The sequence below is a fragment of the Bacillus sp. CH140a_4T genome (assembly GCF_008923725.1).
Classification (GTDB): Bacteria; Bacillota; Bacilli; order Bacillales; family Bacillaceae_G; genus Bacillus_A.
The window spans coordinates 330,871-356,979 of the sequence record NZ_WBPF01000013.1 but is presented as its reverse complement, the minus strand read 5'-3'; the positions used below and the strand labels follow the sequence as shown (position 1 = coordinate 356,979).

Sequence of the window (26,109 nt, the reverse complement as noted above, 5' to 3'; positions counted from 1 at the left end):
TTATCTCCTTTCTATGTACAGTTGCTCTTACATTATACGCATCATATATAAACATGTCTAAAAAATGAATTTTTATGAAATGGTAGATGTTTTACATTGACGACAAAGAAGGATGTTCTGTAACATAAAAGCAGGCTATTTAAGTACGAGGGTGGTGTTATATGAGTAATTATCTAGAAATTAAAAAAGTTTTAAACAATAATGTCATCATTGCTAGCCATCCTGAACACGAGGAAGTAGTAGTGATTGGTAAAGGAATTGGCTTTGGGAAAAAAGCGAAAGATGTATTGGAGCAAGAACAAATTGAAAAAATGTTTGTTTTAAAAAATGAACGTGATCGTGAACAATACAAACTGTTAGTGCCACATGTGAGTGAAAAATTAATTGAATTAATGAATGATATTATGTTCTATATTCAAGAAAAAGCAAAATCACCATTAAATGAACATATTCATATCGCTTTAACAGATCATATTTCTTTTGCAATTAAGCGATTAAAGCAAGGGCTTACAATTGATAATCCTTTTTTAGTTGAAACGAAAATGCTCTATCCAGAGGAATATGAAATTGCTGAAGGTGTTGTAGACCTTTTAAATTCTCGTTTACAAATTACATTGCCAGAAGGAGAAATTGGTTTTATTGCACTCCATATTTACAGTTCGCTTACAAATTCAGATTTATCTTCAGTTAATCAAAACTCCCGTCTCATTGCACAGCTTGTATCTTTAATTGAGACAAACTTACAAATTACATTAGACCAAGAAAGTATCCACTATTTACGCCTTATCCGTCATTTACAATATGCAATTGAACGGGTAAAAAAAGGGGAAAAAGTAGAGGAATCACAAAGTTTTGCTGATTTATTAAAGGCAGAATATCCTGTCTGTTATAATTTAGCTTGGAAGCTAGTTAAGGTCATGCAAAAAGAATTGCAACTTCCTGTGTATGAAGCAGAGAGCATATATTTAACGATGCACCTGCAGCGCTTAGTGAAAGCAGAGCATGTGTAAAAAGACATATATTTTTGTCTAAAATGAAAACGTTAAAAAAAATCATTGAATCGCTTACAATAGTTATGTATAATAACTATTGCAAAGTTATACAAATTTCGACAAACACATTAAGGTAAGTAACGAAAACGTTTGCCTTAATTATAGTGAACTTATACGTAAACCTATTTTTGACACGTGTTACTGATTCGATCAGGCATGAGTGGAGAAAAGCAAGGAATGTAAGCTAGAGAAAGGGATATACTACCCTTTGTATAGCTATCGTTCTATCTTTTTTTCCTCATGTCTTTTTGGCGTTTGTCGGAAGGTATCAATATAGATAAGAGAGGAAGGGTTTCCATGTTTAAGAAGATCTTTGGTGTTCTTCAAAAAGTCGGAAAAGCGTTAATGCTTCCAGTAGCGATTTTACCGGCAGCAGGTATTTTACTTGGATTTGGTAATGCATTTCAAAATCCACAGTTAACAAATGTTATTCCTGCTTTAAAAGCAGATTGGTTCGTAATGGTAGCAAAAATTATGGAACAATCTGGTGATATCATTTTCGCTAACCTTGCATTATTATTCGCAGTTGGGGTAGCAATTGGTTTAGCTGGTGGAGACGGAGTAGCTGGATTAGCAGCGTTCGTCGGCTACTTAATTATGAACAAAACGATGAGTGTGTTCTTAGAAGTAGATAAGCTAGTGAAAGTAACAAGTTCTGGAGCAGACCCAGTAAAAATTGGATTTACAGATCCAGCATATGCAAACGTATTAGGAATTCCAACGCTACAAACGGGAGTGTTTGGTGGTATTATCGTCGGTATAGTAGCGGCATATTGCTACAATAAATACTTCAATATTGAATTACCATCATACTTAGGTTTCTTCGCAGGTAAGCGTTTCGTACCGATCGCAACTGCAACATTCTCTTTAGTAGTAGGTATAATCATGTGTTTCATTTGGCCATACATTCAAGGTGGCTTAAATACGTTCTCACATCAAATGATTGATGCAAATAGAACATTAGCAGCATTCATATTCGGTTTAATTGAACGTTCATTAATTCCATTTGGATTACATCACATTTTCTATTCACCGTTCTGGTTCGAATTCGGTCAGTACACAAATGCAGCTGGCGAATTAATCCGTGGTGACCAAAAAATCTTTATGGCACAGTTAAAAGACGGTGTAGAATTAACAGCAGGTACATTTACAACTGGTAAGTATCCGTTCATGATGTTCGGTCTTCCAGCAGCAGCATTAGCAATGTACCATGAAGCACGTCCTGAAAATAAAAAATTAGCAGCTGGTATTTTAGGCTCTGCTGCATTAACATCTTTCTTAACAGGTATTACAGAACCACTTGAATTTTCATTCCTATTCGTAGCACCAGTACTATTCGGAATTCATGCAGTATTCGCTGGTCTATCATTTATGACAATGCAAATTTTAGGTGTTAAAATTGGTATGACATTCTCTGGTGGTTTAATCGACTTTATGTTATTCGGTGTACTACCAGGCCGTACAGCATGGTGGTGGGTAATTATTGTTGGTCTTGTGCTAGCAGTTATTTACTACTTCGGATTCCGCTTTGCAATCCGTAAATGGGATTTAAAAACACCTGGTCGTGAAGTAGCAAATGCGAATGACGGCGCAGGTAAAACAGAAGCAGGAGAACTTCCACGTGAAGTATTAGTAGCACTTGGTGGTAAAGAAAACATTGCTTCTTTAGACGCTTGTATTACTCGTTTACGTGTTCAAGTTAACGAACAAAAGAATGTAAACAAAGATCGCTTAAAAGAGCTTGGAGCAGCTGGTGTACTTGAAGTTGGAAATAACATTCAAGCTATTTTTGGACCGAAATCTGACACATTAAAATCACAAATTCATGATATTATGTCAGGTCGTACACCTCATGTTGAAAAAGAAGAGGCTGTAAAAGTAGAAGAAGCTCCTCAAAAAGTTGATGAAAATGAAACAATCGTTTCACCAATTGAAGGGAAAATCTTACCGATTACAGAAGTACCTGATCAAGTATTCTCAGGAAAAATGATGGGAGACGGATTTGCAATCGAACCAACAGAAGGAACAGTAGTTTCTCCAGTTAACGGTGAAATCGTAAACGTATTCCCTACGAAGCATGCGATTGGTATTCAATCTGAAGGTGGAAAAGAAATTTTAATCCACTTCGGTATTGATACAGTAAAATTAAATGGTGAAGGTTTTGAAGCACTTGTAGCACAAGGCGACAAAGTGAAACAAGGACAACCATTATTAAAAGTAGATCTTGCATTTGTAAAAGAAAATGCACCATCTATTATTACACCAATTGTCTTTACGAATTTACAACAAGGGCAACAAGTCGAATTGAAAAAAGATGGAAATGTTAAGAAGGGCGAAAACGCTATTATTGACATTCAATAGGAATTTGACGCAAAATGTTTATAATTATAATAGGCGATGTGGTTGACCGAACATCGCCTATTATATACAATAGATGATGTAGTACTCACGTCTATACAACTAAAAAATACTGTAATTTAAAGGAGATAAATTATCATGGAAAAAATCTTTAAAGTAACTAGCGACTCAGGAATTCATGCTCGTCCAGCAACTCTACTTGTAAACACTGCAAGCAAATTTGGTTCTGATATTAACTTAGAGTATAACGGAAAGAACGTTAACTTAAAATCAATCATGGGCGTTATGTCTTTAGGCATTCAACAAAACGCAGAAATTAAAATCACTGCAAATGGTGATGATGCAGCTCAAGCACTAGCAGCTATCGAAGAAACTATGAAAAACGAAGGATTAGGAGAATAATGACTCTTAACATTCAAGGGATCGCTGCATCAAGTGGGATTGCTATTGCAAAGGCTTTCAGACTTGAGAATCCTGAATTTAACATCGAAAAGAAATCAATTACAAACGAAGCTGCTGAAATTGCACGCTTAGACGCTGCGCTTGAGAAAGCAAAAACTGAATTAGAAGCTATTAAGGACCATGCTTTTGCTGAGCTGGGTGCTGATAAAGCTGCGATCTTTGAAGCACATTTATTAGTGTTAAATGATCCAGAACTAGTAAACCCAGTAAAAGATAAAGTAAATAGCGAAAAAGTAAATGCTGAATTTGCAATGGATGAAGTTGCATCAATGTTTATTTCTATGTTTGAAAACATGGATAACGAATATATGAAAGAACGTGCTGCGGACATTCGTGACGTAACAAAACGTGTTCTTGCACATTTACTAGGCATTAACTTCTCAAACCCTGGTACAATTTCTGAAGAAGTAATCATCATTGCTGAAGATTTAACACCATCTGATACAGCTCAGTTAAACCGTAAGTATGCAAAAGGTTTTACAACTGATATCGGTGGCCGTACATCTCACTCTGCAATTATGGCTCGTTCTATGGAAATTCCAGCTGTTGTTGGTACGAAAGTTGTTATGGAGGAAATCCAAAACGGCGATATCGTAATCATCGACGGTTTAGATGGAGAAGTAATTGTAAATCCATCAGAAGAAACCCTTCGTTCTTTTGAAGAAAAGAAAGCGAAATTTGAAGAGCAAAAAACTGAATGGGCAAAATTAAAAGACCAAGCTACTGTAACAAGTGATGGACATCACGTTGAGCTTGTTGCAAATATCGGAACACCAAATGATGTACAAGGTATTATCGATAATGGCGGAGAAGGCGTTGGTTTATACCGTACAGAATTCTTATACATGGGCCGTGACAATCTTCCAACAGAAGAAGAGCAGTTCGAAGCGTATAAAGCAGTTCTTGAAGGTGTAAAAGAAGGTCAACCTGTTGTTGTTCGTACACTTGATATCGGTGGAGATAAAGAGCTTCCATACTTACATTTACCAAAAGAAATGAACCCATTCTTAGGATACCGTGCAATTCGCTTATGTCTTGATGAGCAAGATGTGTTCCGTACACAACTTCGTGCATTACTTCGTGCTAGCGTATACGGTAACTTAAAAATTATGTTCCCAATGATTGCAACTCTTGATGAGTTCCGTCAAGCGAAAGCAATCTTATTAGAAGAGAAAGCGAAACTTGTAGAAGCGGGTACAACTGTTTCTGATTCTATTGAAGTGGGTATGATGGTTGAAATCCCAGCTTCTGCAGTATTAGCAGATCAATTTGCAAAAGAAGTTGATTTCTTCTCTATCGGAACAAATGACTTAATCCAATACACAATGGCTGCAGACCGTATGAACGAACAAGTAGCTTACTTATACCAACCGTATAACCCATCTATTTTACGTCTTGTAAAAATGGTTATCGATGCTGCTCATAAAGAAGGCAAATGGGCTGGTATGTGTGGTGAGATGGCAGGAGATTCACTTGCTATCCCATTATTATTAGGATTAGGTTTAGATGAGTTCAGTATGAGTGCAACATCTATTCTTCCTGCAAGAACACAACTAAGCAAGTTGTCAAAAGTAGAAATGGAAACATTAGCAGAAAAAGCATTAATGATGTCAACTGCTGAAGAAGTTGTTGAACTAGTTAAAAGCATATAATCAATAAAAAACCTGAGTCGATTTGAAATCGGTCTCAGGTTTTTTCTATAGAAAAAATAAAAGTTAATTTGTTACGATAATAAAGTACAGGACTAGATAACGATTGCAACAATATCAGTTGGGCATACACGTAAAAGACCCTCACCAGTTGAGAAAAGAGCAACACCATTAGCAAAACCTTCAAATACTACCGCAGCAAATGGGTCGACAATATCTCTAACAATTAAACTGGTAATTTCTGTTCCTACAGATATGTTAGCAAGCAAGTTACATACCGCAGGGCGTTGTGGTCTAACTACCTCTTTCTCTTTCTCACGATGGTCACAATCTCTTTCACGATGATGACAGTCTCTAAAGTTATCACAGCATCCAAATGATCCAAACATAATCCTCATCACCCCCTTCACACTTATAATCTATGTAAGTTCGGTAGTTGGTGATTGGACAGAGCGTGGAATTTTTTCTAGGGGATTTTCTCATTTTAAAAGACTAGGTCGGTATTTAGTAGGGAATGATGTTTAAGATAGGGGAAGTATCACAAAAAATGTAAAGACCACCGAAATGAATGAAATAGGTAGCCTTTACACTTTTTTACTTTTATATAAAACGATGATATATACAGGAAGAGCTAAGAGTAGTGGTACAATGGATCGTGCAGTATGTTTTTCTGATTCTAATTGGAACGCTTCTTCTTTGGGAAATTGTAATACTGAAATGTTTGCAGCATCGCCAATAAAATATAGAAGCAGTACAGTTACTATGTAACATAAAAGTGCAATAAAGCTTCCGTATGAACTCAATGAAAATCCCTCTCTTGTTATCTATTTGTTATCATTGTATCATAATTGTAACAAAAACACACGGTTATATTTCGGTGATTTAACAAAATTCGACACGAAACGTCATTTATATTTAGAGAAATAGCATAAAAATTACTATTTCTCTATGCGTAGATGTCGAATAATACATTGTAATATTACGGATGTGTAACAGAAAAAAAGAAACGAAGGTAATGAAATTACCTTCGTTTCTTTTTTTCTTGTATTAACGGGCAGTAAGACCCTCACATTGATTAAAGTTTCACTTTATTATTTTGCCCATTCACTCACTTGCTCTACGCTCATTCGTGGTGCAGGGTGACCTTTTAAAGTTGATTCACCAATTGTAATAAGCATAATTGGTACGTAGCGGGATGAGACATTGAATTCTTCTGTAAGTGCTTGTGGGTTGAAACCACCAATAGCGCAAGTATCCCAGCCAGTTGCTTTAGCTGCAAGCATAAGTTGCATCGCTGCTAAAGATGCATTTGAAAAGGCAGCATCTCTTGGGAATTGCTCACGAGCATATGCAGACTCAATATTTTTAGCTAAGCGCTCTTTTGCTTCTTCTTTCATAAATCCTTGTTCTACAATTGGACCATAAACTGGTTCGACGTTTTTATAAGCTTCTAAATCACCTAAAATAGCGACTACAGCAGAAGCATCAAGAATTTGTTGCTGGTTATAAGCAATTGGATGTAATCGTTTCTGTACATCTTCACCTTGGAATACAAGGAATTTCCAGTGTTGCAAGTTCCAAGCAGAAGGTGCTTGAGCAGCTCCCTTTAAAATCTCGTGTAACTCCGTAGATGAAATTTCTTTCTCTGGGTTGAACGCACGTGTAGATGTGCGTTCATATAGAACATTAAAAAAGTTAGCGTTTGTCATTATATATCCTCCAAATTACATATCAAATAATGAAAAAATACATGTAATATATACTACTTACATTTTGTAAGTTATCGAATTTAAGAATATAATATATTGATTTTAATTGTCAAGTTTTAAAGTGGGAGCTAGGGCATTCATACAAACGATACAATTCCTATAATCATACACTAAAAAAGGAATTTATAGAGTGAAAAAGCGAAGATAACATTCTTAATGAGCTTGTTAACATGTATCCCTCACTCATTAAAATTTTTAAAGAACAGTCTTTTATAAAATGTTTGTGAGGAATTCAGTAGAACAAGATATATGAAGTGAGTGAAGACTAGTGATGAACATACTACATTTTTTATTAGAGAATACGGTTTTCCAAAATGTATTACAAGATCTTCAGTTAAATGTCCTTTATATAGAAAATGGATGTACACATCAACAAACGATAGAAAATATCCATCCAAAATGTATGTTTATAGCAAATAGTTTTGAAGAAGGAGAATTGTTGTTTCAGAGGACTAAACCACATATTGTAATTATGTATGTAACAGATTTTTCTCAAATAAAATATATTAAGAATATGTATAATCCACAGAGTACTTTTATTGTCATTTGGGATCAACAAATAACCAGTGAGTTTACAGAGGTGCTTACGTTAGGGATCCGTAATATTGTGATAGCCCCTGTGACTCCACAAATGGTGTTAGAGGAAGTGAATAAAAGTTTGTATCAGCTTTCTTTAGTGCGACAAGTAAGTTTGCAACAAGAACTACTTCAAACGATGTTTGATTTTCGAAATGATCTATTATTCATAGTAGAAGACGATGAGATTGTTGATTGCAATACAAATTTTTTAGAGTTTTTTGGCTATGAAAATTTGTTCGCCTATCGTGAGCAACATTTAGTATTTGCTGAACATTTTATTAGAGAAAATGGATACTATTCAACAACTCATGATATAACATGGTTAGATGATACATTAGCATATGATAGAAGAATTAAGATGTCCAACTATGAAGGGGAAGTGTCAACTTTTTTATTACGTGCGACACCATTGCCAGAAGATTTATCGAGATTTATTGTAAAGTGTACAGAGATTACAGAATTAGATGAAATCTATCAAGAACAAGAAAGGCTTGCTATGATAGATTCGTTAACGGAGATTTATAATCGTTTGAAATTCCAACAAATACTAGAAGTAGAATGGGATAATGCGATACGTAATAATGAAAACATAGCACTTATTTTATTTGATATAGATAATTTTAAAACAGTAAATGACACATATGGCCATGATTTTGGTGACTTAGCGTTAATTCAGCTTGCAGAGCTTATGAAATCTAAAGTGGAGCAGCAACATGTATTTGCAAGGTGGGGAGGCGAAGAATTTATTATATTAGTAACGAATACAGTAGAAAAAGAAGCATTTCAGGTTGCGGAATCATTACGATTTTTCATTGAAACAAAGCAATTCTCAGGAATTTCGAAATTAACAGCGAGTTTTGGAGTTGCATTATATGAAAAAGGGATTACAAGAGAAGAATTAATGCAACGAGCGGATATTGCATTATATGAAGCGAAAAAAAATGGAAAAAATCAAGTATGCGTATATAGAAAAGAAAAAAAGTGATTTTTCGCAACAAATTGTTGCGATTTTTTTTTATTGTTCGATAATAGAATGTGGGAGGGATTTTGAACGAAGGAATTATGGAGGAGCAATATGATAAAAAAAATAATGACGATAGCTTCGCTGTCTGCTGTAGTTTGTGTTGGAGTATACTATTTTCTCTATAATCCCAGTATAAAGGAAAATACTGTATTAACAACTAAGGTAAATCCTACTATTGAATCAGAAGTACAAGAGAATATAGAAGAAAAAGAAGAACAACAAATTGATTATGCTAGTATATCTCAAAAGTTAGATCAATATTTGATAGGAAAGCAATTTAATGGAACGGTTTTAGTAACAGGTAAAGAGCATGTTATATTGAATAAAGGATATGGGTATGCTGATGTTCAAAATAAGATAGAGAATACACCTCAAACAAAATATCGTATCGGTTCTATTACGAAAACAGTCGTGGCCACATCTATTTTACAGCTGCAGGAACAAGGGAAGCTAAATATTCAAGACAATGTAAATAAATATATTCCCTCTTTTCCAGTAGATAAAAATATTACTTTATATCATTTGTTAACACACACATCAGGTTTACCGGAAAGCGGAAAAGGGAAAGTGAATGCTGCTTCTCGTATAAACTTAGTAAATTGGATTGGAAGCCAAAAATTAGAATTTCCACCAGGAACAGGTTGGAGATATACAGATTATAATTATATGGTGCTTGCCTATATTATAGAAAGCATATCAAAAAAGCCTTTAGGAGATTACATAAAAGAAAATATATTTACTAAAGCAGAAATGCATGAATCTGGTATGGGCAATATGGCTCAGGGAGATCCGCATTTTACGAAAGGATATGTTAAGAAAGAGAATGTACTTGAACCTGCACAAAAATTGTTAATGGACTGGTTATACGGATGCGGTGAGATGTATACGACAGTTGGTGATATGAAGAAGTTAGACGAAGCGATTATAAATGGGAAACTTCTTTCTGAACAAAGTATACAAGCGATGTTTTCATCTTCAACAGAAGGAAAATATGCATTTAGTTTTTACATATATCCAGATTATTTTCATAATCATGGTGTACTATCTGGCTGGAACACGTTCAATAATTTTAATAAAGAAAAAGGTACTTTTGTTATTTTATTTTCAAATGTGAAAAATAGTATGGATGATGATTTTAATAACGAGTTCCGAAAGATGGTAAGTGATTTATTAGAACAAAGGGGATGAGAAAATGGAATGTAAAAATGTATCAATAGGTTTCATCGGTATTGGTGTAATGGGAAAAAGTATGGTGCGTCATTTAATGCGAGACGGTCATAAAGTATATGTATATAATAGAACAAAAGCGAAAACAGACTCTTTAGTGCAAGATGGTGCAAATTGGTGTGATACACCGAAAGAGTTAGTAAAGCAAGTAGATGTTGTAATGACTATGGTTGGATATCCACATGATGTAGAAGAAGTGTACTTTGGGATAGATGGAATTTTGGAGAATGCAAATGAAGGCACGATAGCAATTGATTTCACGACATCTACACCAACATTGGCAAAACGTATTAATGAAACTGGTAAAAGTAAGAATATATATACGTTAGATGCGCCTGTATCTGGAGGAGACGTTGGTGCGAAAGAAGCAAGACTCGCAATTATGGTCGGTGGGGAAAAAGAAATATATGAAAAATGTTTACCGTTATTTGAAAAACTAGGAACAAATATTCAGTTGCAAGGGCCAGCTGGAAGTGGACAACATACAAAAATGTGCAATCAAATTGCGATTGCTTCTAATATGATTGGAGTATGTGAAGCTGTTGCTTATGCGAAAAAGGCTGGATTAGATCCTGATAAAGTATTAGAGAGTATTTCAACGGGAGCAGCAGGTAGCTGGTCATTGAGTAATTTAGCTCCTCGAATGTTAAAGGGAGATTTTGAACCAGGGTTTTATGTAAAGCATTTTATGAAAGATATGAAGATTGCTTTAGATGAGGCTGAAAAATTGCAATTACCAGTACCAGGTTTAAGCTTGGCGAAGAAATTGTATGAAGAGCTAATCAATGATGGGGAAGAGAATAGCGGAACACAAGTGTTATACAAAAAATACATAAGGGGGTAAATAAAATGGATCTTCAAAAATTTGATGAGATGGTTGATGCTGTGCAACGAGCAACTTGTATACAAATTAATGACAAACAAAGAGAAGCTTTTAAACAAAAATATGATTTTGAACCGGAATTCGAATATGGAAGAGATGAGCAAGGGCATTACGTTATTCGAACTTCAAAAAAGATGCTAGAAGAAATGGAGTTTTATTTAGCATTGAAATATGATCGAGATGGAGTTGACCTTTATATGCAAGCAGAGATTGACGGTATATGTCACGTATCTGTTAGCTATAGTGAAGACGTCTTACATCTACAAGAATTGTTTCAATTTCTAGAAGAAAATAAATAAATAAATAAATAAATAAATAAATAAATAAATAAATAAATAAATAAATAAATAAATAAATAAAAGTCCTCATTTGAGGACTTTTATTTATTAAGGTATATTCAATTTTATAATTATAAGCTAGAAGCTCGGCGACATCGTTCAATTGGGAATGGAATAACTTGAGCGATGTGATTATGACCAAATTGTTTTGTACGTGCATGGCGAATTATATAAAAGGCACACAGAATTGAAACAGGAATAGCACCGAATAAACCAAAAAATAAAGCGCTTACACAAGATGCAACAAATCCTAAAACACCAACTTCTAACTCTTCCATAATAGCTCCTAAAATAACAGGAAATGCTCCACATGTAACCCCTAGTATAAGTGCGATAAGTAAACTCATGATTATCCCCCTCTGTTTGCGATATTCGTTTCCTTCTTAGTTAATTGTAGTATATCATATATAAAACAGAATTTTCAGAAAAAATTCAAAAAAAGTTCAAGAAATGTTCAAGAAGTGTTAATAAATACACTTGAAAAACGGAAGGGATCATACATTTGAAAAAATAAAAAATCAGGCTTATTTCATTTTTGAAATAAGCCTGTTCTATAGGAGGATGTATATATGTAGAGTGAATAAAAGGTTGGAAAAGGGGATCCAAGTCCTTTTATTCAACTAACTACCTTAATAGATTGGAACCCAGCCTTCAGTTGTAACAAAAATACGAATAGCTACAACTTGACGATCATCTTGTAAGGTAAAATAATGTCTTGCATTTTCAGGTACAGATATAAGATCGCCTGGCTCAAGTTCAACGTCAAAGAATTTTCCATCTTTTCCTTCAATGGCAAAGATGCCATGCCCACTAACAATAAAGCGAACTTCATCATCAGTATGATGGTGTTCTTTTTGGAAATTAATTAACAATTCCTCGAGGTTAGGTATGCTATCAGAAAGTGAAATGACATCATGTGCTTTATAACCTCGGCGCGCTGAAACATCAGCGATTTCTTTTGAAAACACAGCTAATATTTCAGTCTTGTTTTCATCTGTTAACGAATAATTTTCATTTAAATGAGTAGGAAGCTTAGAGATGTTCCATTTCTCATATAAAACGCCTTCCTCTTGTAGAAATTTAGATACTTCCACCTCATTTTCAATGCGAGTATTTACTTCATGAATACGAATTTGCGCCATTAGAAACGCCTCCTTGAATTGATAATAGTTTTATATGAAATTGGAATAAAAACTCATAAGCTTCTAATCTTTTCTTTGCATCAAAGCTATCTCGGCCCCATACGGTAATACCGTGATTACGGATTAATACTGCTCCCGAATCGCCTTGTATATGCTTTCGGAAGTTTTCACCAAGCGTTGGGATATGGCCGTGGTTTTCGATAATAGGAATGTGAATTGTTGCACCTTCTTCCCAAATATCGAGAGCTTTAATAATTTCTTGATTTTGAAGGGTGACTGCATCACTATATAAATTTGTGATGACATTGTTATCAGTTGTATGAACGTGAAGTACGCACCCGGCATTCGTATTGTTATAAATATGTGTATGTAATATTGTTTCTGCTGAAGGGCGTAATTCACTCTCTAATACGGGAACACCTAGATGATCTACTAATAGAAAGTCATCTGGAGTAGTTTTTGTTTTATCTTTACCACTTGCTGTAATAAGAAAAGTAAGTGGCTCATGACTAACCTTTATAGAAATATTACCACTCGTTGCAGGAAACCAATTTCGTATTGTTAATTCTTTTTTTATCTCGCTTAAGTCATACCATTGACGAAAAAGTTGTTTCATAATTTTACCTCCAACAAATGTTTTAATGCAGCTTGAACATCGTGAAATGTCTCAAAGGGTGTATAAGCAATATGATTCTCTTCACACTTTGTAATAAGGTAGTCGCGTGCAAATACTTTATCCGCTTGTTTCGCAGCTTGTAAATCAGTAATGGAATCTCCAATCACAATATGGAAGTCATTCGTATCACTTAATTTACGGATTAGTGATGATTTGCATAATCCGCAATGATTTTGACAATGATGATCACAAGGATGAGGCCACTTAACGGTAATGTATTCACTTGAAAAATCTGTTTCATTACAGTAAATTTGCTCTTTTGGAATGAGTCCTTGTAAGAGTGGATAGACGAAGAAGTCCATTCCACCTGATATAACGTAAAATGAAATATTATTTTCATTTACAAATTGTATAAATTCATGAAAACCACTACGGATTTCAGCAGTCTCTATTAAAAATTGAATCATATCATCATGTAGATTAGTAGGTATTAATTGAAATAATTGAGAAACACCTTCTTGAATAGATAGCTCTTGTGATAATATTCTATTCTTTACTTCTTCAGCTTCTGGTGGTGCGAATTTTTCCATAATGGACATAATGTTATCATTATTTGTAATCGTGCCATCGAAATCACAAAATACTTGAATACTCATAATTTCACCTCATGAGAGGGATTTCCCCATATTTGTAGTGCGCTATGTAAATTTATGTCATCTACTTCATGGAGAGGTTTATTTTGCAACGTAGCATCAATTGCAGTACGGAAAGCTTTACCGCCGCCCTGCGCCCCGTTCGGATGTCCGTGTATCCCGCCGCCAGCATTAATAACAACATCTTTACCAAAATCTCGTACAATAAAGGGAACGAAACCAGGGTGAATACCAGCAGACGGAACAGAAAAACTCTTCTTGAAAAATGCATCGTCTTCAGTTAAATATTTTGAGATAGCAAGAGCCTCCTCTTTTTCTAGTGCAACACTTCCGTATGGAGATGGGAATAATGAAAAGTCCGCGCCAGCATAACGTAGTAGCTTTCCGAGTAATAATGGAGAGGAAACTCCATATAACTTGGATGCTGAGTAAGCACCACTTACAGCAGGGTGTGCCATAATAGGAACTGGGATTTCATCATCTTCTGCAAGTGATTGTAGTACATCTAGTCCGTAAGCAAATACGTTAAATAATAGAATATCTGCCCCAGCTTGTACTGCACGTTTCGCATTTTCTTTTAAATCAAAAGTCCGTCCTGTTAAATTTACGGCATATAACGTTTTATGTCCGTATGTTTCATATACGGATTCTAAAACTTCTTTTCCAGATACAATGCGTTTCGTAAGCGGTGTTAATGCATTCTCAAATAATATTTCATCATCTTTTACTATATCTACACCACCAATCGCTTGATCGCGTAATTGCGTTTTTAAATATCCAATATTTCGTCCAATCATTCCTTTGAAAATGCTCATTAAAAGGGGACGCTCATGCACTTGTAAAAGGTTTCGAATACCATCTATCCCGAACTTTGGACCAGGAAAATACTCTTTTAACTCGTCTGAAAAAGTTAAGTCGATTAATTTCACTTCGCCATCAAGTGATAGCTTTCCGAATGTAGTTGTTAAAATTGCTGGTAAGTCTGGACTGAAGTTTAATAACGGATATTCGATTTTAATAATCCCACGTTTAACTTTTTTACGTAAATACGAATTGGTATGTTCTTGTTCAGCTAATTCCTCAACATGAATGACGTTGCCTTTATGCTGTTTTAATTGTTCTTGCAATAAGTGTGGCAAATGAGTCCAAGAGCCAATTGTTAAACCGAGTGCAATTTGCTCAGCTTTTTTTTCTAAGTTATGTGAATCATCATGGATTAAATATGTCGCTATAATTCCGCTCATTGTTATAACCTCCTAGTTAAATAAAAAAACCTCTCAGCTAAGGAGAGGTTTTTTTACAACCAGCTCCTTATCTGTCAGCGTAATGCTGCGAGAATTAGCACCGTGTCTACAATTGTAGATCGGTTGCCGGGTTTCGTCGGGCTCGTCCCTCCACCTGCTCTTGATAAGAAGTATTTAGAAATGTTTAAATTTTTAAGATAACTGAATTTTGTCAGATATTTTTCATGTTGTCAATTACTTTTTGAAAAAATTTAATTTATCAATTCGATTAATGGCTTCTCGTAATCTATCTTCTGTATGTAAGAGACCAACACGGACATATCCTTCGCCATGTTCACCAAATCCAACACCAGGAGCAACTGCAACGTGTGCTTTTTCTAGTAAAATATTAGAAAATTGCTCAGATGTATATCCTTTCGGAACAGGAAGCCATGCAAAGAATGAGCCTGTTGGAATGTCTACATTCCAACCAATTGAGTGACAAGCTGAAACAAGAGCATTTCTGCGAGATTCGTAACTATTTACAAGGTCTATTACGCAAGACTGTGAACTTAATAGTGCTTCGCGGGCAGCATCTTGAACTGCACCAAAAATACTAACATACATATGATCTTGTAATAAGTTAATTGTTTCAATCACACTTTCATTTCCCACAGCAAAAGCGATGCGCCATCCAGCCATATTGAAAGTTTTCGATAGAGTGTAAATTTCAATACCTGTATCTTTAGCACCGTCTGCTTGCAAGAAACTAACAGGTTTTTGACCATCAAATCCAATAGCACCGTAAGCAAAATCATGAACGACTAATATATTATGTTCATTAGCAAAATGAATGGTTTCATCAAAGAAATCTTTTGATGCAGTAGCACCAGTAGGATTATTTGGATAGTTTAAAAACATCAACTTTGCACGATCGGCAATAGAGTCATCAATTTTCGTATAATCTGGTAAAAAATTATTTTCTGCAAGTAGCGGCATTGTTTCAAATTGTGCTTTTGCTAAAGCAACTCCTGATAAATAATCTGGATAGCCTGGATCTGGAACGAGAATCGTATCACCAGGGTTTGTAAAACAAAGTGGTAATTCTACTAATCCAGCTTTTCCACCAAACAAAATAGCAACTTCTGTTTTGGGATTTACTACTACATCATATTCACGTTGATAGAATGTTGCAACGGCTTCTTTTAAACTTTCATGTCCGCGAAATGGCGGATATTTATGATGAATGGTCTTTTCTGCAGCATCTTGTAAAGCTTTTACGATATGCTGCGGTGTTGGTTGATCTGGATTACCTTGACCTAGATTAATAACATCGTGACCAGCTGCAACGACTTTGTTAACTTTTGCAACAAGTGAAGCGAAAAATTGTGTAGGCAATGATGTTACTATCTCAGAAGGTTGAAATAATTTCATACTTTCCACCTCTTTTGAAAGTTGTTACAATTCTAGTGACAAATGATATAATCTTTCCAGTATTTTGTAAAGAAAAAAATTAAGAATGGGGCTGACAAAATGAAAGTCGCATGTATTCAAATGGATATTGTCTTTGGAGATGTAGAAAAAAATATTGAGAATGCTAAAAATAAAATAAGCGAAGCGATGAAGGAAAGACCAGATGTTATTGTCTTACCAGAACTATGGACAACGGGATATGATTTAACGAGGCTTACTGAAATTGCAGATAGGGATGGATTGCAAACGAAAGAAAAGCTGAAAGAATGGTCGAAGCAATATGGTGTACATATTGTCGGTGGGTCTATAGCGAAGCAAACAGAGCAAGGTGTTACAAATACAATGTATGTTGTAACTAATAAAGGAGAACTAATTAATGAATATAGTAAAGTGCACTTATTTCAGCTTATGGATGAACATAAATATTTAATCGCTGGAAATAGTACAGGTGAATTTAAGCTAGATAATGTAGAGTGCGCCGGCACAATTTGTTATGACATTCGTTTTCCGGAGTGGATGCGCGTCCATACCGCTAAAGGTGCAAAAGTTTTATTTGTTGTAGCAGAATGGCCATTAGTTCGGTTAGCACATTGGCGTTTGCTATTGCAAGCAAGAGCAGTTGAAAATCAATGTTATGTTGTTGCATGTAATAGGGCAGGAAAGGATCCGAATAATGAGTTTGCCGGTCATTCTTTAATTGTCGATCCTTGGGGCGAAGTTATTGTAGAAGCGAATAAAGAAGAATCCATTTTATTTGGAGAGCTTACTTTTGAGAAAATTAAAGAAGTACGCAAAGGAATTCCAGTTTTTGCAGATCGTCGTCCAGAATTATACAAATAAAATGTTGACAAGCGATTTTTATTCTTGGTATAGTCTTCAACATAAAGTTAAAAATTCTAAAAAATTATACAACTCTTATCAAGAGCAGGTGGAGGGATTTGGCCCGATGAAGCCCAGCAACCGACCGTAATACCATTGTGAAATGGGGCGTTTATGAGACGCCAAAAGGCACGGTGCTAATTCCAGCAGAAAGTAAAACTTTCTGGCAGATAAGAGGGGAGAAGGTAAACTTCAAACCTCTTTCTTAGTGGAAAGAGGTTTTTCTGTGTTAGAAAAACCTCTGAATTTAAAAGGGGGAGAAGACGATGGGATATTATTCATTAACTGAAACGACAGCTATACAATATGCGAAAGAACATGGTTATTTTGAAAAGAAAGCAAATGTAGTTTGTCATGAAATTGGAGATGGAAATTTAAATTACGTATTCAAATTAGATGATGGAGAGAAGTCTATTATAATAAAACAAGCACTGCCGTATGCGAAAGTAGTTGGTGAGAGCTGGCCATTGTCTATAAAAAGAGCGACGATTGAAAGTAAAGCATTACAAATTTTTGCGAAGTATGTACCGGAATATGTGCCGTTAGTGTACAGTCATGATGAAGAGTTAGCAGTAACAGTCATCGAGGACTTATCAAGGCTAACAATTACAAGAAAAGGATTAATAGATGGAGAGGAGTACCCACTTTTATCCCAACATATTGGTCGTTTTCTAGCGCATGTTTTGTTTTATACTTCAGATTTCGGGTTAGAATCAGAAGAGAAAAGGGTACTAGAAGGTGCATTTGTAAACCCAGACCTTTGTAAGATTACAGAAGATTTAGTGTTTACAGATCCATTTGGTCATTACGATACGAATGATTATGAGCCAGAGTTACAACTAGCGGTTGATGAATTGTGGAGTGACAAAAATTTAAAGTTAAAAGTCGCACAATATAAATATAAATTTTTAACGAGAAAAGAAGCGCTTATTCACGGTGATTTACATACTGGTAGTATTTTTTCATCGCCTTCTGAAACGAAAGTGATTGATCCGGAATTTGCAACATATGGCCCATTTGGATTTGACCTGGGTCAATTTATTGCAAATCTATTATTAAATGCTCTATCTAGGGAAGAAGAACAGAGAAGTGTGCTATTTTTCCATATTGAGAAGACGTGGAGTTATTTTGTAGAAGCTTTTACGAAGTTATGGATTGGAGAAGGTGTAGAAGCATATACGAAAGAGAAACAATGGTTGCCAATTATTTTGCAAAATATTTTTACGGATGCCGTTGGATTCGTCGGATGTGAGCTTATCCGAAGAACAATTGGCTTAGCGAATGTAGCTGATTTAGATGAAATAGCAAATAAAGAAACGAGAATTCAAGCTAAGAAACAAGCGCTATCCTTAGGTAAAGAACTAATAAAATATGAATCTAAGAGCGCTGATATTCAACTGTTCCGAACGTTATTTCAACAGACAGTTTCTGGAGGGGTAAAAGCATGAGTACAATTGTTACTGTCCCGAGGTCTGTCAGTTGGAAAGGTGATGCCATTGCAGTATTAAATCAAACAAAGTTGCCGCATAGCACAGAATACAAAACGTTAACGACGATTGAAGAGGTATGGAAAAGTATTGTCATGCTAGAAGTACGAGGAGCACCTGCAATTGGAATTGTAGCTGCATTTGGTTTGGCGCTTGCATCAAAAAAATATAACACAGCACATATTGAAGAATTTCAAAAGAAATTTAATAGAGATTGCAATTATTTAGGAACGTCACGCCCGACAGCAGTTAATTTATTTTGGGCAATTGATCGTATGAGAGAATCGATTCGAGAAATCACTACAATAAAAGAAGCACACAAAATATTAGAAGAAGAAGCGCTTCGCATTCAACAAGAAGATGAAACGGTATGCCGAAGTATTGGAGAACATGCATTATCATGTTTTAAAGACGGTGATAATATTTTAACAATTTGTAACGCTGGAAGTATTGCAACTGCTAGATATGGTACTGCATTAGCACCGTTTTATATGGGGAAAGAAAAAGGTGTACGTTTACATGCGTATGCGTGTGAAACGAGACCGGTTTTACAAGGCGGGCGTTTAACGACCTGGGAATTAAAACAGGCAAATATTAATGTAACACTTATTACAGATAATACGGCAGCTCATGCTATTCAAACGAAAGAAATAAACGCGATTATTGTAGGAGCGGACCGAATTGTCGCAAATGGAGATACTGCAAATAAAATCGGAACAATGAATTTAGCTATATTAGCAAAGTATTTCGATATCCCGTTCTATGTTGCAGCTCCGTTATCTACGTTTGATATTACGAAACAAACAGGTGCAGAAATTGTTATTGAAGAAAGAGATGAAACAGAAGTTACGAAAATTTTTGGAAAACAAGTGGCGCCAATTGGAACTACTGTTTATAATCCTGCATTTGACGTAACACCGAATGAATTAATTACAGGTATTATTACTGAAAAAGGGATTATACGCGGGGATTATAAATTGGAAATTGCATCATTATTTGAAAGACAAGCTAATATAAAATAGCTTGTCTTTTATGCCTAAATGTTTTCTTTTCTCTTATTTATAGAATGAAAGGGGGCAAAAAAGATGGAAGAGTGGATCAGAATGGTAGGTAATGTAGGGTTTCCGATTGTTGTAACATTATATTTACTCCATCGTATTGAAAGTAAATTAGATGGGGTAATTGTTGCGATCGAGAAACTCCCTAAACAATTACTAAAGTAGGAAGGTCCTCGCGATAGAAAGTAAAATAAAGTTTGCTCTTCGTGAGCAAACTTTATTTTTTATTCCGCATTAACGGACAGTAAAAGCCTTCACTTTATTGAGTAGTATAACCCCCATCGATAACAACTGCTTGACCAGTTATACCTTTTGCTTTTTCGCTCCCTAAAAACATAGCATAATCAGAGATTTCTTGTACTTGTAATAAGCGTTTTTGAGGTACAAGTGGATAAATGACATCCTCTAAAACATTTTCAAGTGGTACATTTCGTGTAGTAGCTAAATCTTGTAGTTGATTACGTACAAGAGGGGTATCGACATAACCAGGACAAAGCGCATTAACGGTAATTCCGTGAGTAGCGCCTTCTAAAGCGGCAACTTTTGTTAATCCAATTACGCCATGTTTGGCGCTATTATAGGCAGATTTTCCAGCAAATCCAACGAGGCCATTAATGGAAGCGACATTAATAATTCGGCCATACTTTTGTTTTTTCATGATTGGGAAAGCATGCTTAATTGCGATAAAAGGAGCGATTTGCATAATTTTAATAAGCAGTTCGAACTTTTCGGTTGGAAAATCTTCAATTGGTGAAACATGTTGCATTCCTGCGTTGTTAATTAATATATGTAATGAACCGAAATGATTAACTGTTTGAGAAATTGCTCCTGTAATTTCTTCTTCAGATGTAACATCACATTTTAAACCGATAGCTTGATAGCCTTCTTTTTGTAGTTGTTCAGCAGCTTCTTTTGCACGTTCTTCAAGACGATCGCTAATAACAACTTTTGCACCTTCTTTTGCAAAAGCGTTTCCCATCTCATAACCAATGCCACTTGCAGCACCTGTTAAAAAGACAACTCGATTTGTAACCATGGTGAAAAACATCCTTTCGTAATAAAATTCTCATATTGCTCTATTTAGAGGGGGGATAATAAAAATCCTGCAAAGATTTGGAAAAATATTGTTAGCTATCTTGTTTTACAAAATAGTCTCTGCTATACTATTTTGTAAAGCAAGATACTTACGCTTATCTATCTTGTAAAACAAGGTAGTGGGAGGATTTGAATTATGTCGACAAGTCAAATGCTGAAAGGGATTTTAGAAGGATGCTTACTTGCTATTATTTCTGAAGGTGAAATATACGGTTATGAAATGAGTGAAAAGCTAGCGAAGTATGGCTTTACAATGGCGAGTGAGGGAAGTATTTATCCGTTATTAATACGAATGCAAAAGGAAGGATTAATAACAAGTGTAATGAAGGAATCTCCATCTGGCCCAAAGCGAAAATATTATACATTAACAGAAAAAGGCGAGGAAGCGCTTAATGAATTTATGGATCGCTGGGAAGCGATGCAAAGTAGTGTAGAGCGTCTACTTGAGGGGAAGGGGAGAAAAAAATAATGCTATCAAGTGAAGCACGAAAGTTTTTATTAGAAATGAGATTATTTTTAGCGGCAAAGGGTGTGAAAGAAAGAGATATTGAAAATTTTATAGAAGATGCAGAACTCCATTTAATCGAGGGTGAGAGTGATGGGAAAAGTGTAGAAGATATTTTCGGAAGCTCACCGAAAGAATATGCAAATGAACTTGTAAAAGTAATGGAAAGAGATAGACAGGAAACGTGGAAGCAAATTGGTTTTACAGTAATGAATATCGTATCGTTTTGGATTATTGCTTCTATCCTAATAGTAAATAACGGATTATTACAGATGTCACTTATTCAATGTGTTGGATATAGTTTGTCATTGATTTTAGTTGTTATGGGTCCAAATTTTCTACTTCGCAAAATGACCTTCGTAACAAGCTTTACAAAAACGTGGTTTTCTATGTGGTTTTTAGTTATGATTGCTCCAATGTTTTTAATAGGAGTTGTTACGATATTAGATGTAATATATCCTACAAAAATGTTTACATTCACCCAAACGCAAAGTTATATATTAGCTGGAGCTATTTTTATTATCACAGTAGCGATAAATATGTATTTTGAAGGATGGTTTAAAAACTTATATTTAATCATTCCGCTTTCTATTATGTTAGTGTTTAAAACATTTACATCAGAAGATCTTGTACCAATGTTATTTCAAATTATATGTTTATACGGAAGTTTGTTTATTTTAATTTTCCTTGAAATTATGCTGAAGACGAATAGAAGAGAAACGGTTAAATAAGGGAGGGGTTATCATGCAGATTTCTAAAGAAGGAGAAAAGTTTTTAATTGATACGAAAGTGTATTTAATAACAAAAGGAATGAAAGAAGAAGATGCGGACGCTTTTATAGAGGATGCAGAACTTCATTTAATAGAAGGCGAGAAAGAGGGAAAGACGGTAAGCGATATATTCGGTGATTCACCAAAAGAATATGCGGAAGAATTAGCGAAAGAGATGGAGAAGGATAAAGGTGGGAGTATAAAGAGTATTCTTGCGATGATAATTGGTATTGGCGGGTATTGGATATTAACTCATATTTTATTTAATAATCCAAATCAGCAATTTACACTAACGAATATACAGTTAATTGGCTATCCTATCGTCTTAATCATTACGATTATTGGAACCATTGTTGCGTTTAGAATGTCTTCTTTTAAACATAAATTTGTAGAGTTCGGGATTATTTACATAATAGTAATGGTTCCCATTTTATTATTAGTATTATTGATTTTTGTTGATAAATGGTACGGGACACCTATTTTGCAATTGTCGTCAATGCAAACATATATATTAGCAGCAAGTATCTTTTTATTACTTTTCGTTGGAGAAGTGTATGTCCTTGGTTGGATGGGTGTTTTGGTGCTAATTGTTCCTTTAGCGATTATGTTTATATTTAAAGGATTAGAAGAAAAAAATGTGTTTTGGGGAATTGCAAAGATATTACTTATGTATGGAAGTATATATGGATTAATGAGATGGTCTTTAAAAATTGAAGAGAGAAAAAGTGTAAACGAGTAGTTCAAGAAAAGTGGCTGCTCTGGATATACCAAAAAATATTTCCAAAGAAATACTATATTTTGATTTTAAGAGAGATTACGATTAGGTGTATAGTGTATCCTTTGCAGCCGGGAATTGGTTTGTTGATTAAATAAGTTGTTTTAAACAGTAACATGACAGTTACTGTTTTTTTCTTTGTAATAAAGAGCTTTGTAAAGAGAGCTCTTTTTGTTCGTTTGTTAATAAGGAATGAATATGGACGTTTTCAGGACGAGGTACGATAGGATACATAAGATTTGATGGAGAAGGATGGTGCTCTGAGCCGGTTGGGGAATGAGGATCTGCGTGGGTAAGTTTTCCGTGAACACGTCTTGTAAATAAAATATGACCGATTTCGTGAGCGAGCGTATATATATTTTTCATAGGAGCAGCTGAATTTGTTAACACGATATAACCAGTAAGTTGCTGTTGTTTTGCTAAAGAGTAAGCGCAGGCAATTACGGCTGTTTCTTTGAAATAATCACTGCCAATATAACAAATATAAAGGTCGCATTCAGGAGCTTCATTTACGCATGTTTGGAAAAAGGATGATAATTTTTCCTGACTTTGAATAGAGTTTTTATAACTAATTTCACGGTCAGAAAAACGGAAAAGTTCATTTAAAATAATTACTTCTTTAATTTGAAATGTAATCGGGTGCCAAATTGACTCTGCAACTGCTATATCTTTTGCGATACGGTCATTAGAAATATCGGCGCCTGGAGTAATGCAAATGCATATATTGACGTATGGATCCATAAGGAACACCTCAACTGAAAAAATTCTTCCTATAATATATGTTGGGAAAAGGTGCTATGTATGGATAAATGCCTTCTTTATTACATGAATATATAGATGACAAGTCGAAAAAATTTCATAGTTCGATAACATGGTGTGGTCATCTTTTTGATATAGTAAAGAAAAGGGGGAGAATATATGTATACATTAAAAATCGTTTCAGACAGAGAAGCTCTTTATCAATTTGCAAGTTATGTAAGAGTTGTGCAAGGGGTTGAAGATGTATATGTAGAGGTGGGAGAACCTTTATACGAACATCCATTAATGAAATTTTATGTACATATTAAGCTGCAAGAAACATATGAGCAACATAAAGCGTTACAAGAAATAGCAAGATTAGTAGAATTAGGGCGTTTTACATACGTCCATTATCGTAATGATGAAATTGAAGAAGCTTTTGAATCTGTAAAATATGAAAGTTTTAAGAAATAGAAATGAAAAAAAGGAAGCGAAAGCTTCCTTTTTTTCTTGGAAATTACATCAACAAAAGGAGAAAAATTTTGTTATGATAAGGGAGGGTGAGGAAAGGAGAGTTTACATATTGGGGTATATTGAAGAGTTACGCAAAGTCGTTGGTACGAGACCACTTATTTTAGTAGGATCAGCAATTATTATATTAAATGAAAATCAAGAAGTATTGCTTCAGTATCGTTCAGATACATATGATTGGGGTGTGCCTGGCGGTGCGATGGAACTAGGAGAAACGACAGAAGAAACTGCTCGTAGAGAATTGTTCGAGGAAACGGGGTTAAGTGCAAAAATCATGCAATTTCTTGGTGTTCTTTCAGGAAAGGAAGTATATTTCCGTTATCCAAATGGAGATGAAATTTTTAATGTTATTCATCTGTATCAGGGACATCATGTGAGTGGAGAATTAAAACTCGATCATGAAGGATTACAGCTTCAATATTTTCCGGTAGATAAATTACCGAAATTGAATGAAACGACAGAGAAAATTTTACAAAAATTTTTATATGCATTAACAGAATAGAAGGTTAATTCCTTCTATTTTTATTATATTAAATATTTTGATTTTTTAGTATGTTTATAGTATGATAGAGGTAGACATACATCTTATGGAATTTCACCTAAAAACTGACTAGGGTACATAAGAGAGGGGCAAGTAAAAAATGCATAATGTTGTTATTACAGCTGCAGTTCGTTCACCAATTGGAACTTTTGGGGGAGCGCTAAAAAATGTAACGCCAGTAGAATTAGCTGTTCCTGTACTTCAGGAAGCTGTAAAACGAGGCGGGGTAGAACCACACGAAGTAGATGAAGTAATTTTAGGTCATTGTATTCAAAGAACTGATGAAGCAAATACGGCAAGAACAGCTGCATTAGCGGCAGGATTCCCTGACACAGTTACGGGTTATACAATCCAACGCCAATGTTCTTCAGGTATGCAAGCAATTATGTCAGCTGCAATGCAAATTCAATTAGGTGTAAGTGATGTTGTTATTGCAGGTGGAGTAGAAGCAATGAGTTCAAGCCCTTATGCATTAAAACAGCACCGCTGGGGACAACGTCTACAGCACGGAGAAATTCGTGATACGGTGTGGGAAGTACTAGAGGATCCAATCCACCATATTATGATGGGTGAAACAGCTGAAAATCTAGTTGACCAATATGAAATTACAAGAGAGGAACAAGATGAAGTTGCGCTTCGCAGTCATACATTGGCGCTGCAAGCAATCGAGTCTGGATATTTTGACGAGCAAATTGTTCCTATTAAGATAAAAGAACGTAGAAAAGAAATAGTATTTTCGAAGGATGAACATCCACGTGCAGATATTACAGCGGAAAAATTAGCAGGATTAAAACCAGCTTTCCGTAAAGATGGATCTGTAACGGCAGGGAATGCATCTGGCCTTAATGATGGAAGTGCGGTTCTAGTATTAATGAGCGAAGAAAAAGCGAAAGAAAAAGGCTTACAACCGTTAGCTAGAATTGTTGGATATTCAGTAGCTGGAGTAGATCCGAAAATTATGGGTATTGGACCAGCACCAGCAATTCGTAAAGGGTTAGAAAAAGTAGATTGGTCATTAGAAGATGCTGATTTACTGGAAATTAATGAAGCTTTCGCGGCTCAATACCTAGCTGTAGAGAAAGAATTAGGTTTAGACCGTGAAAAAGTGAATGTAAACGGTAGTGGTGTAGGACTTGGACATCCAATAGGTTGTACAGGAGCTCGTATTACGGTAAGTTTAATTCACGAATTGAAGAGACGCGGTTTAGAAAAAGGAATTGCCTCTCTATGCGTCGGTGGCGGTATTGGGGTAGCATTATTTATAGAAGCACTATAAAAAAGA

General features: G+C 35.2%; 29 protein-coding genes and 2 riboswitches. Of the genes, 18 read left to right on the top strand and 11 right to left on the bottom strand.

Going from position 1 to position 26,109, the window contains the following annotated elements:
- Window positions 1-161: 161 nt before the first annotated feature.
- The 4 genes from glcT (at window position 162) to ptsP (ending at window position 5,524) form a co-directional block, all read left to right on the top strand.
- On the top strand, window positions 162-1,010 hold the full coding sequence (glcT, locus tag F8162_RS10445) for a glucose PTS transporter transcription antiterminator GlcT (RefSeq protein ID WP_098667429.1): 849 nt from the start codon (window positions 162-164) through the stop codon (window positions 1,008-1,010).
- 339 nt (window positions 1,011-1,349) lie between these two features.
- The gene (gene ptsG, locus F8162_RS10440) at window positions 1,350-3,413 is read left to right on the top strand and encodes a PTS glucose transporter subunit IIABC (protein WP_151632913.1); all 2,064 of its coding nucleotides are present in this window, start codon (window positions 1,350-1,352) and stop codon (window positions 3,411-3,413) included.
- Between the two features lie 135 nt (window positions 3,414-3,548).
- A complete protein-coding gene (gene ptsH, locus F8162_RS10435; RefSeq protein WP_000411080.1) occupies window positions 3,549-3,812 on the top strand; it encodes a phosphocarrier protein HPr in 264 nt (87 codons plus the stop codon).
- Window positions 3,812-5,524, top strand: coding sequence for a phosphoenolpyruvate--protein phosphotransferase (gene ptsP / locus F8162_RS10430; RefSeq protein WP_151632911.1), 1,713 nt, complete (start codon window positions 3,812-3,814; stop codon window positions 5,522-5,524). Before ptsH ends, ptsP begins: the two co-directional genes overlap by 1 nt.
- Before the next feature lie 92 nt (window positions 5,525-5,616).
- Here ptsP and F8162_RS10425 read toward each other — a convergent pair whose 3' ends face one another.
- From F8162_RS10425 to F8162_RS10415, 3 genes are all read right to left on the bottom strand, one after another.
- Window positions 5,617-5,910 (bottom strand): DUF3915 family protein, encoded by a 294-nt coding sequence (locus tag F8162_RS10425; RefSeq protein ID WP_151632909.1) that lies wholly within the window; start codon window positions 5,908-5,910, stop codon window positions 5,617-5,619.
- 195 nt (window positions 5,911-6,105) lie between these two features.
- Entirely contained in the window at window positions 6,106-6,324 is a 219-nt protein-coding gene (locus F8162_RS10420) for a hypothetical protein (RefSeq protein WP_000100487.1), read from the bottom strand.
- 288 nt (window positions 6,325-6,612) lie between these two features.
- Window positions 6,613-7,230, bottom strand: a complete 618-nt coding sequence (locus F8162_RS10415; protein ID WP_151632907.1) for a nitroreductase family protein — start codon at window positions 7,228-7,230, stop codon at window positions 6,613-6,615.
- 331 nt (window positions 7,231-7,561) lie between these two features.
- On the opposite strand from F8162_RS10415, the gene F8162_RS10410 reads away from it, so the two are divergent.
- From F8162_RS10410 to F8162_RS10395, 4 genes are all read left to right on the top strand, one after another.
- A complete protein-coding gene (locus F8162_RS10410) occupies window positions 7,562-8,854 on the top strand; it encodes a GGDEF domain-containing protein (RefSeq protein WP_151632905.1) in 1,293 nt (430 codons plus the stop codon).
- Window positions 8,855-8,944: 90 nt separating this feature from the next.
- Window positions 8,945-10,081: a serine hydrolase domain-containing protein gene (locus tag F8162_RS10405; protein ID WP_151632903.1), complete on the top strand. Its 1,137-nt coding sequence runs from the start codon at window positions 8,945-8,947 to the stop codon at window positions 10,079-10,081.
- Window positions 10,082-10,085: 4 nt separating this feature from the next.
- A complete protein-coding gene (locus F8162_RS10400; protein ID WP_151632901.1) occupies window positions 10,086-10,964 on the top strand; it encodes an NAD(P)-dependent oxidoreductase in 879 nt (292 codons plus the stop codon).
- A 5-nt stretch (window positions 10,965-10,969) separates the two neighbouring features.
- Window positions 10,970-11,302, top strand: coding sequence for a DUF3909 family protein (locus F8162_RS10395; RefSeq protein ID WP_151632899.1), 333 nt, complete (start codon window positions 10,970-10,972; stop codon window positions 11,300-11,302).
- A 110-nt stretch (window positions 11,303-11,412) separates the two neighbouring features.
- Here the strand turns inward: F8162_RS10395 and F8162_RS10390 are convergent, their stop codons facing one another.
- From F8162_RS10390 to F8162_RS10365, 6 genes are all read right to left on the bottom strand, one after another.
- Window positions 11,413-11,688, bottom strand: a complete 276-nt coding sequence (locus tag F8162_RS10390) for a hypothetical protein (protein WP_151632897.1) — start codon at window positions 11,686-11,688, stop codon at window positions 11,413-11,415.
- Window positions 11,689-11,970: 282 nt separating this feature from the next.
- Window positions 11,971-12,483 (bottom strand): 1,2-dihydroxy-3-keto-5-methylthiopentene dioxygenase, encoded by a 513-nt coding sequence (locus F8162_RS10385; protein WP_151632895.1) that lies wholly within the window; start codon window positions 12,481-12,483, stop codon window positions 11,971-11,973.
- Window positions 12,461-13,099: a methylthioribulose 1-phosphate dehydratase gene (locus F8162_RS10380; RefSeq protein WP_151632893.1), complete on the bottom strand. Its 639-nt coding sequence runs from the start codon at window positions 13,097-13,099 to the stop codon at window positions 12,461-12,463. Before F8162_RS10380 ends, F8162_RS10385 begins: the two co-directional genes overlap by 23 nt.
- Window positions 13,096-13,755 (bottom strand): 2-hydroxy-3-keto-5-methylthiopentenyl-1-phosphate phosphatase, encoded by a 660-nt coding sequence (gene mtnX / locus F8162_RS10375; RefSeq protein WP_151632891.1) that lies wholly within the window; start codon window positions 13,753-13,755, stop codon window positions 13,096-13,098. The genes F8162_RS10380 and mtnX overlap by 4 nt, the downstream gene beginning before the upstream one ends.
- On the bottom strand, window positions 13,752-14,996 hold the full coding sequence (gene mtnW, locus F8162_RS10370) for a 2,3-diketo-5-methylthiopentyl-1-phosphate enolase (protein ID WP_151632889.1): 1,245 nt from the start codon (window positions 14,994-14,996) through the stop codon (window positions 13,752-13,754). The genes mtnX and mtnW overlap by 4 nt, the downstream gene beginning before the upstream one ends.
- Before the next feature lie 64 nt (window positions 14,997-15,060).
- Window positions 15,061-15,166: riboswitch (SAM riboswitch) on the bottom strand.
- 64 nt (window positions 15,167-15,230) lie between these two features.
- On the bottom strand, window positions 15,231-16,409 hold the full coding sequence (locus F8162_RS10365) for a pyridoxal phosphate-dependent aminotransferase (protein WP_151632887.1): 1,179 nt from the start codon (window positions 16,407-16,409) through the stop codon (window positions 15,231-15,233).
- Window positions 16,410-16,508: 99 nt separating this feature from the next.
- Between F8162_RS10365 and F8162_RS10360 the strand changes: the two genes are divergently transcribed.
- The 4 genes from F8162_RS10360 (at window position 16,509) to F8162_RS10345 (ending at window position 20,037) form a co-directional block, all read left to right on the top strand.
- Complete coding sequence (locus F8162_RS10360; protein WP_151632885.1) at window positions 16,509-17,288, top strand: carbon-nitrogen family hydrolase; 780 nt, start codon at window positions 16,509-16,511, stop codon at window positions 17,286-17,288.
- Window positions 17,289-17,360: 72 nt separating this feature from the next.
- Window positions 17,361-17,504, top strand: a riboswitch (SAM riboswitch).
- A gap of 89 nt (window positions 17,505-17,593) precedes the next feature.
- Complete coding sequence (gene mtnK / locus F8162_RS10355) at window positions 17,594-18,775, top strand: S-methyl-5-thioribose kinase (RefSeq protein ID WP_151632883.1); 1,182 nt, start codon at window positions 17,594-17,596, stop codon at window positions 18,773-18,775.
- Entirely contained in the window at window positions 18,772-19,836 is a 1,065-nt protein-coding gene (gene mtnA / locus F8162_RS10350; protein ID WP_151632881.1) for an S-methyl-5-thioribose-1-phosphate isomerase, read from the top strand. Before mtnK ends, mtnA begins: the two co-directional genes overlap by 4 nt.
- A 63-nt stretch (window positions 19,837-19,899) precedes the next feature.
- Window positions 19,900-20,037, top strand: coding sequence for a YvrJ family protein (locus tag F8162_RS10345; RefSeq protein WP_000393345.1), 138 nt, complete (start codon window positions 19,900-19,902; stop codon window positions 20,035-20,037).
- A gap of 94 nt (window positions 20,038-20,131) precedes the next feature.
- Here F8162_RS10345 and F8162_RS10340 read toward each other — a convergent pair whose 3' ends face one another.
- Window positions 20,132-20,908, bottom strand: a complete 777-nt coding sequence (locus tag F8162_RS10340; protein ID WP_151632879.1) for a 3-hydroxybutyrate dehydrogenase — start codon at window positions 20,906-20,908, stop codon at window positions 20,132-20,134.
- Window positions 20,909-21,103: 195 nt separating this feature from the next.
- Between F8162_RS10340 and F8162_RS10335 the strand changes: the two genes are divergently transcribed.
- The 3 genes from F8162_RS10335 to F8162_RS10325 are packed head-to-tail and all read left to right on the top strand — an operon-like array spanning window position 21,104 to window position 22,981.
- Window positions 21,104-21,436: a PadR family transcriptional regulator gene (locus F8162_RS10335; RefSeq protein ID WP_000107987.1), complete on the top strand. Its 333-nt coding sequence runs from the start codon at window positions 21,104-21,106 to the stop codon at window positions 21,434-21,436.
- Entirely contained in the window at window positions 21,436-22,203 is a 768-nt protein-coding gene (locus tag F8162_RS10330) for a DUF1129 domain-containing protein (RefSeq protein ID WP_151632877.1), read from the top strand. The genes F8162_RS10335 and F8162_RS10330 overlap by 1 nt, the downstream gene beginning before the upstream one ends.
- 13 nt (window positions 22,204-22,216) lie before the next feature.
- On the top strand, window positions 22,217-22,981 hold the full coding sequence (locus tag F8162_RS10325) for a DUF1129 domain-containing protein (RefSeq protein ID WP_151632875.1): 765 nt from the start codon (window positions 22,217-22,219) through the stop codon (window positions 22,979-22,981).
- Between the two features lie 159 nt (window positions 22,982-23,140).
- Here the strand turns inward: F8162_RS10325 and F8162_RS10315 are convergent, their stop codons facing one another.
- Window positions 23,141-23,758 (bottom strand): ImmA/IrrE family metallo-endopeptidase, encoded by a 618-nt coding sequence (locus F8162_RS10315; protein ID WP_151632873.1) that lies wholly within the window; start codon window positions 23,756-23,758, stop codon window positions 23,141-23,143.
- 177 nt (window positions 23,759-23,935) lie between these two features.
- Here F8162_RS10315 and F8162_RS10310 point away from each other — a divergent pair, with 177 nt between their 5' ends.
- From F8162_RS10310 to F8162_RS10300, 3 genes are all read left to right on the top strand, one after another.
- On the top strand, window positions 23,936-24,229 hold the full coding sequence (locus tag F8162_RS10310) for a DUF3928 family protein (protein WP_151632871.1): 294 nt from the start codon (window positions 23,936-23,938) through the stop codon (window positions 24,227-24,229).
- A 109-nt stretch (window positions 24,230-24,338) separates the two neighbouring features.
- On the top strand, window positions 24,339-24,788 hold the full coding sequence (locus tag F8162_RS10305) for an NUDIX hydrolase (RefSeq protein ID WP_151632869.1): 450 nt from the start codon (window positions 24,339-24,341) through the stop codon (window positions 24,786-24,788).
- 139 nt (window positions 24,789-24,927) lie between these two features.
- Entirely contained in the window at window positions 24,928-26,103 is a 1,176-nt protein-coding gene (locus tag F8162_RS10300) for an acetyl-CoA C-acetyltransferase (RefSeq protein ID WP_097843846.1), read from the top strand.
- The last annotated feature ends 6 nt before the right edge of the window (window positions 26,104-26,109 follow it).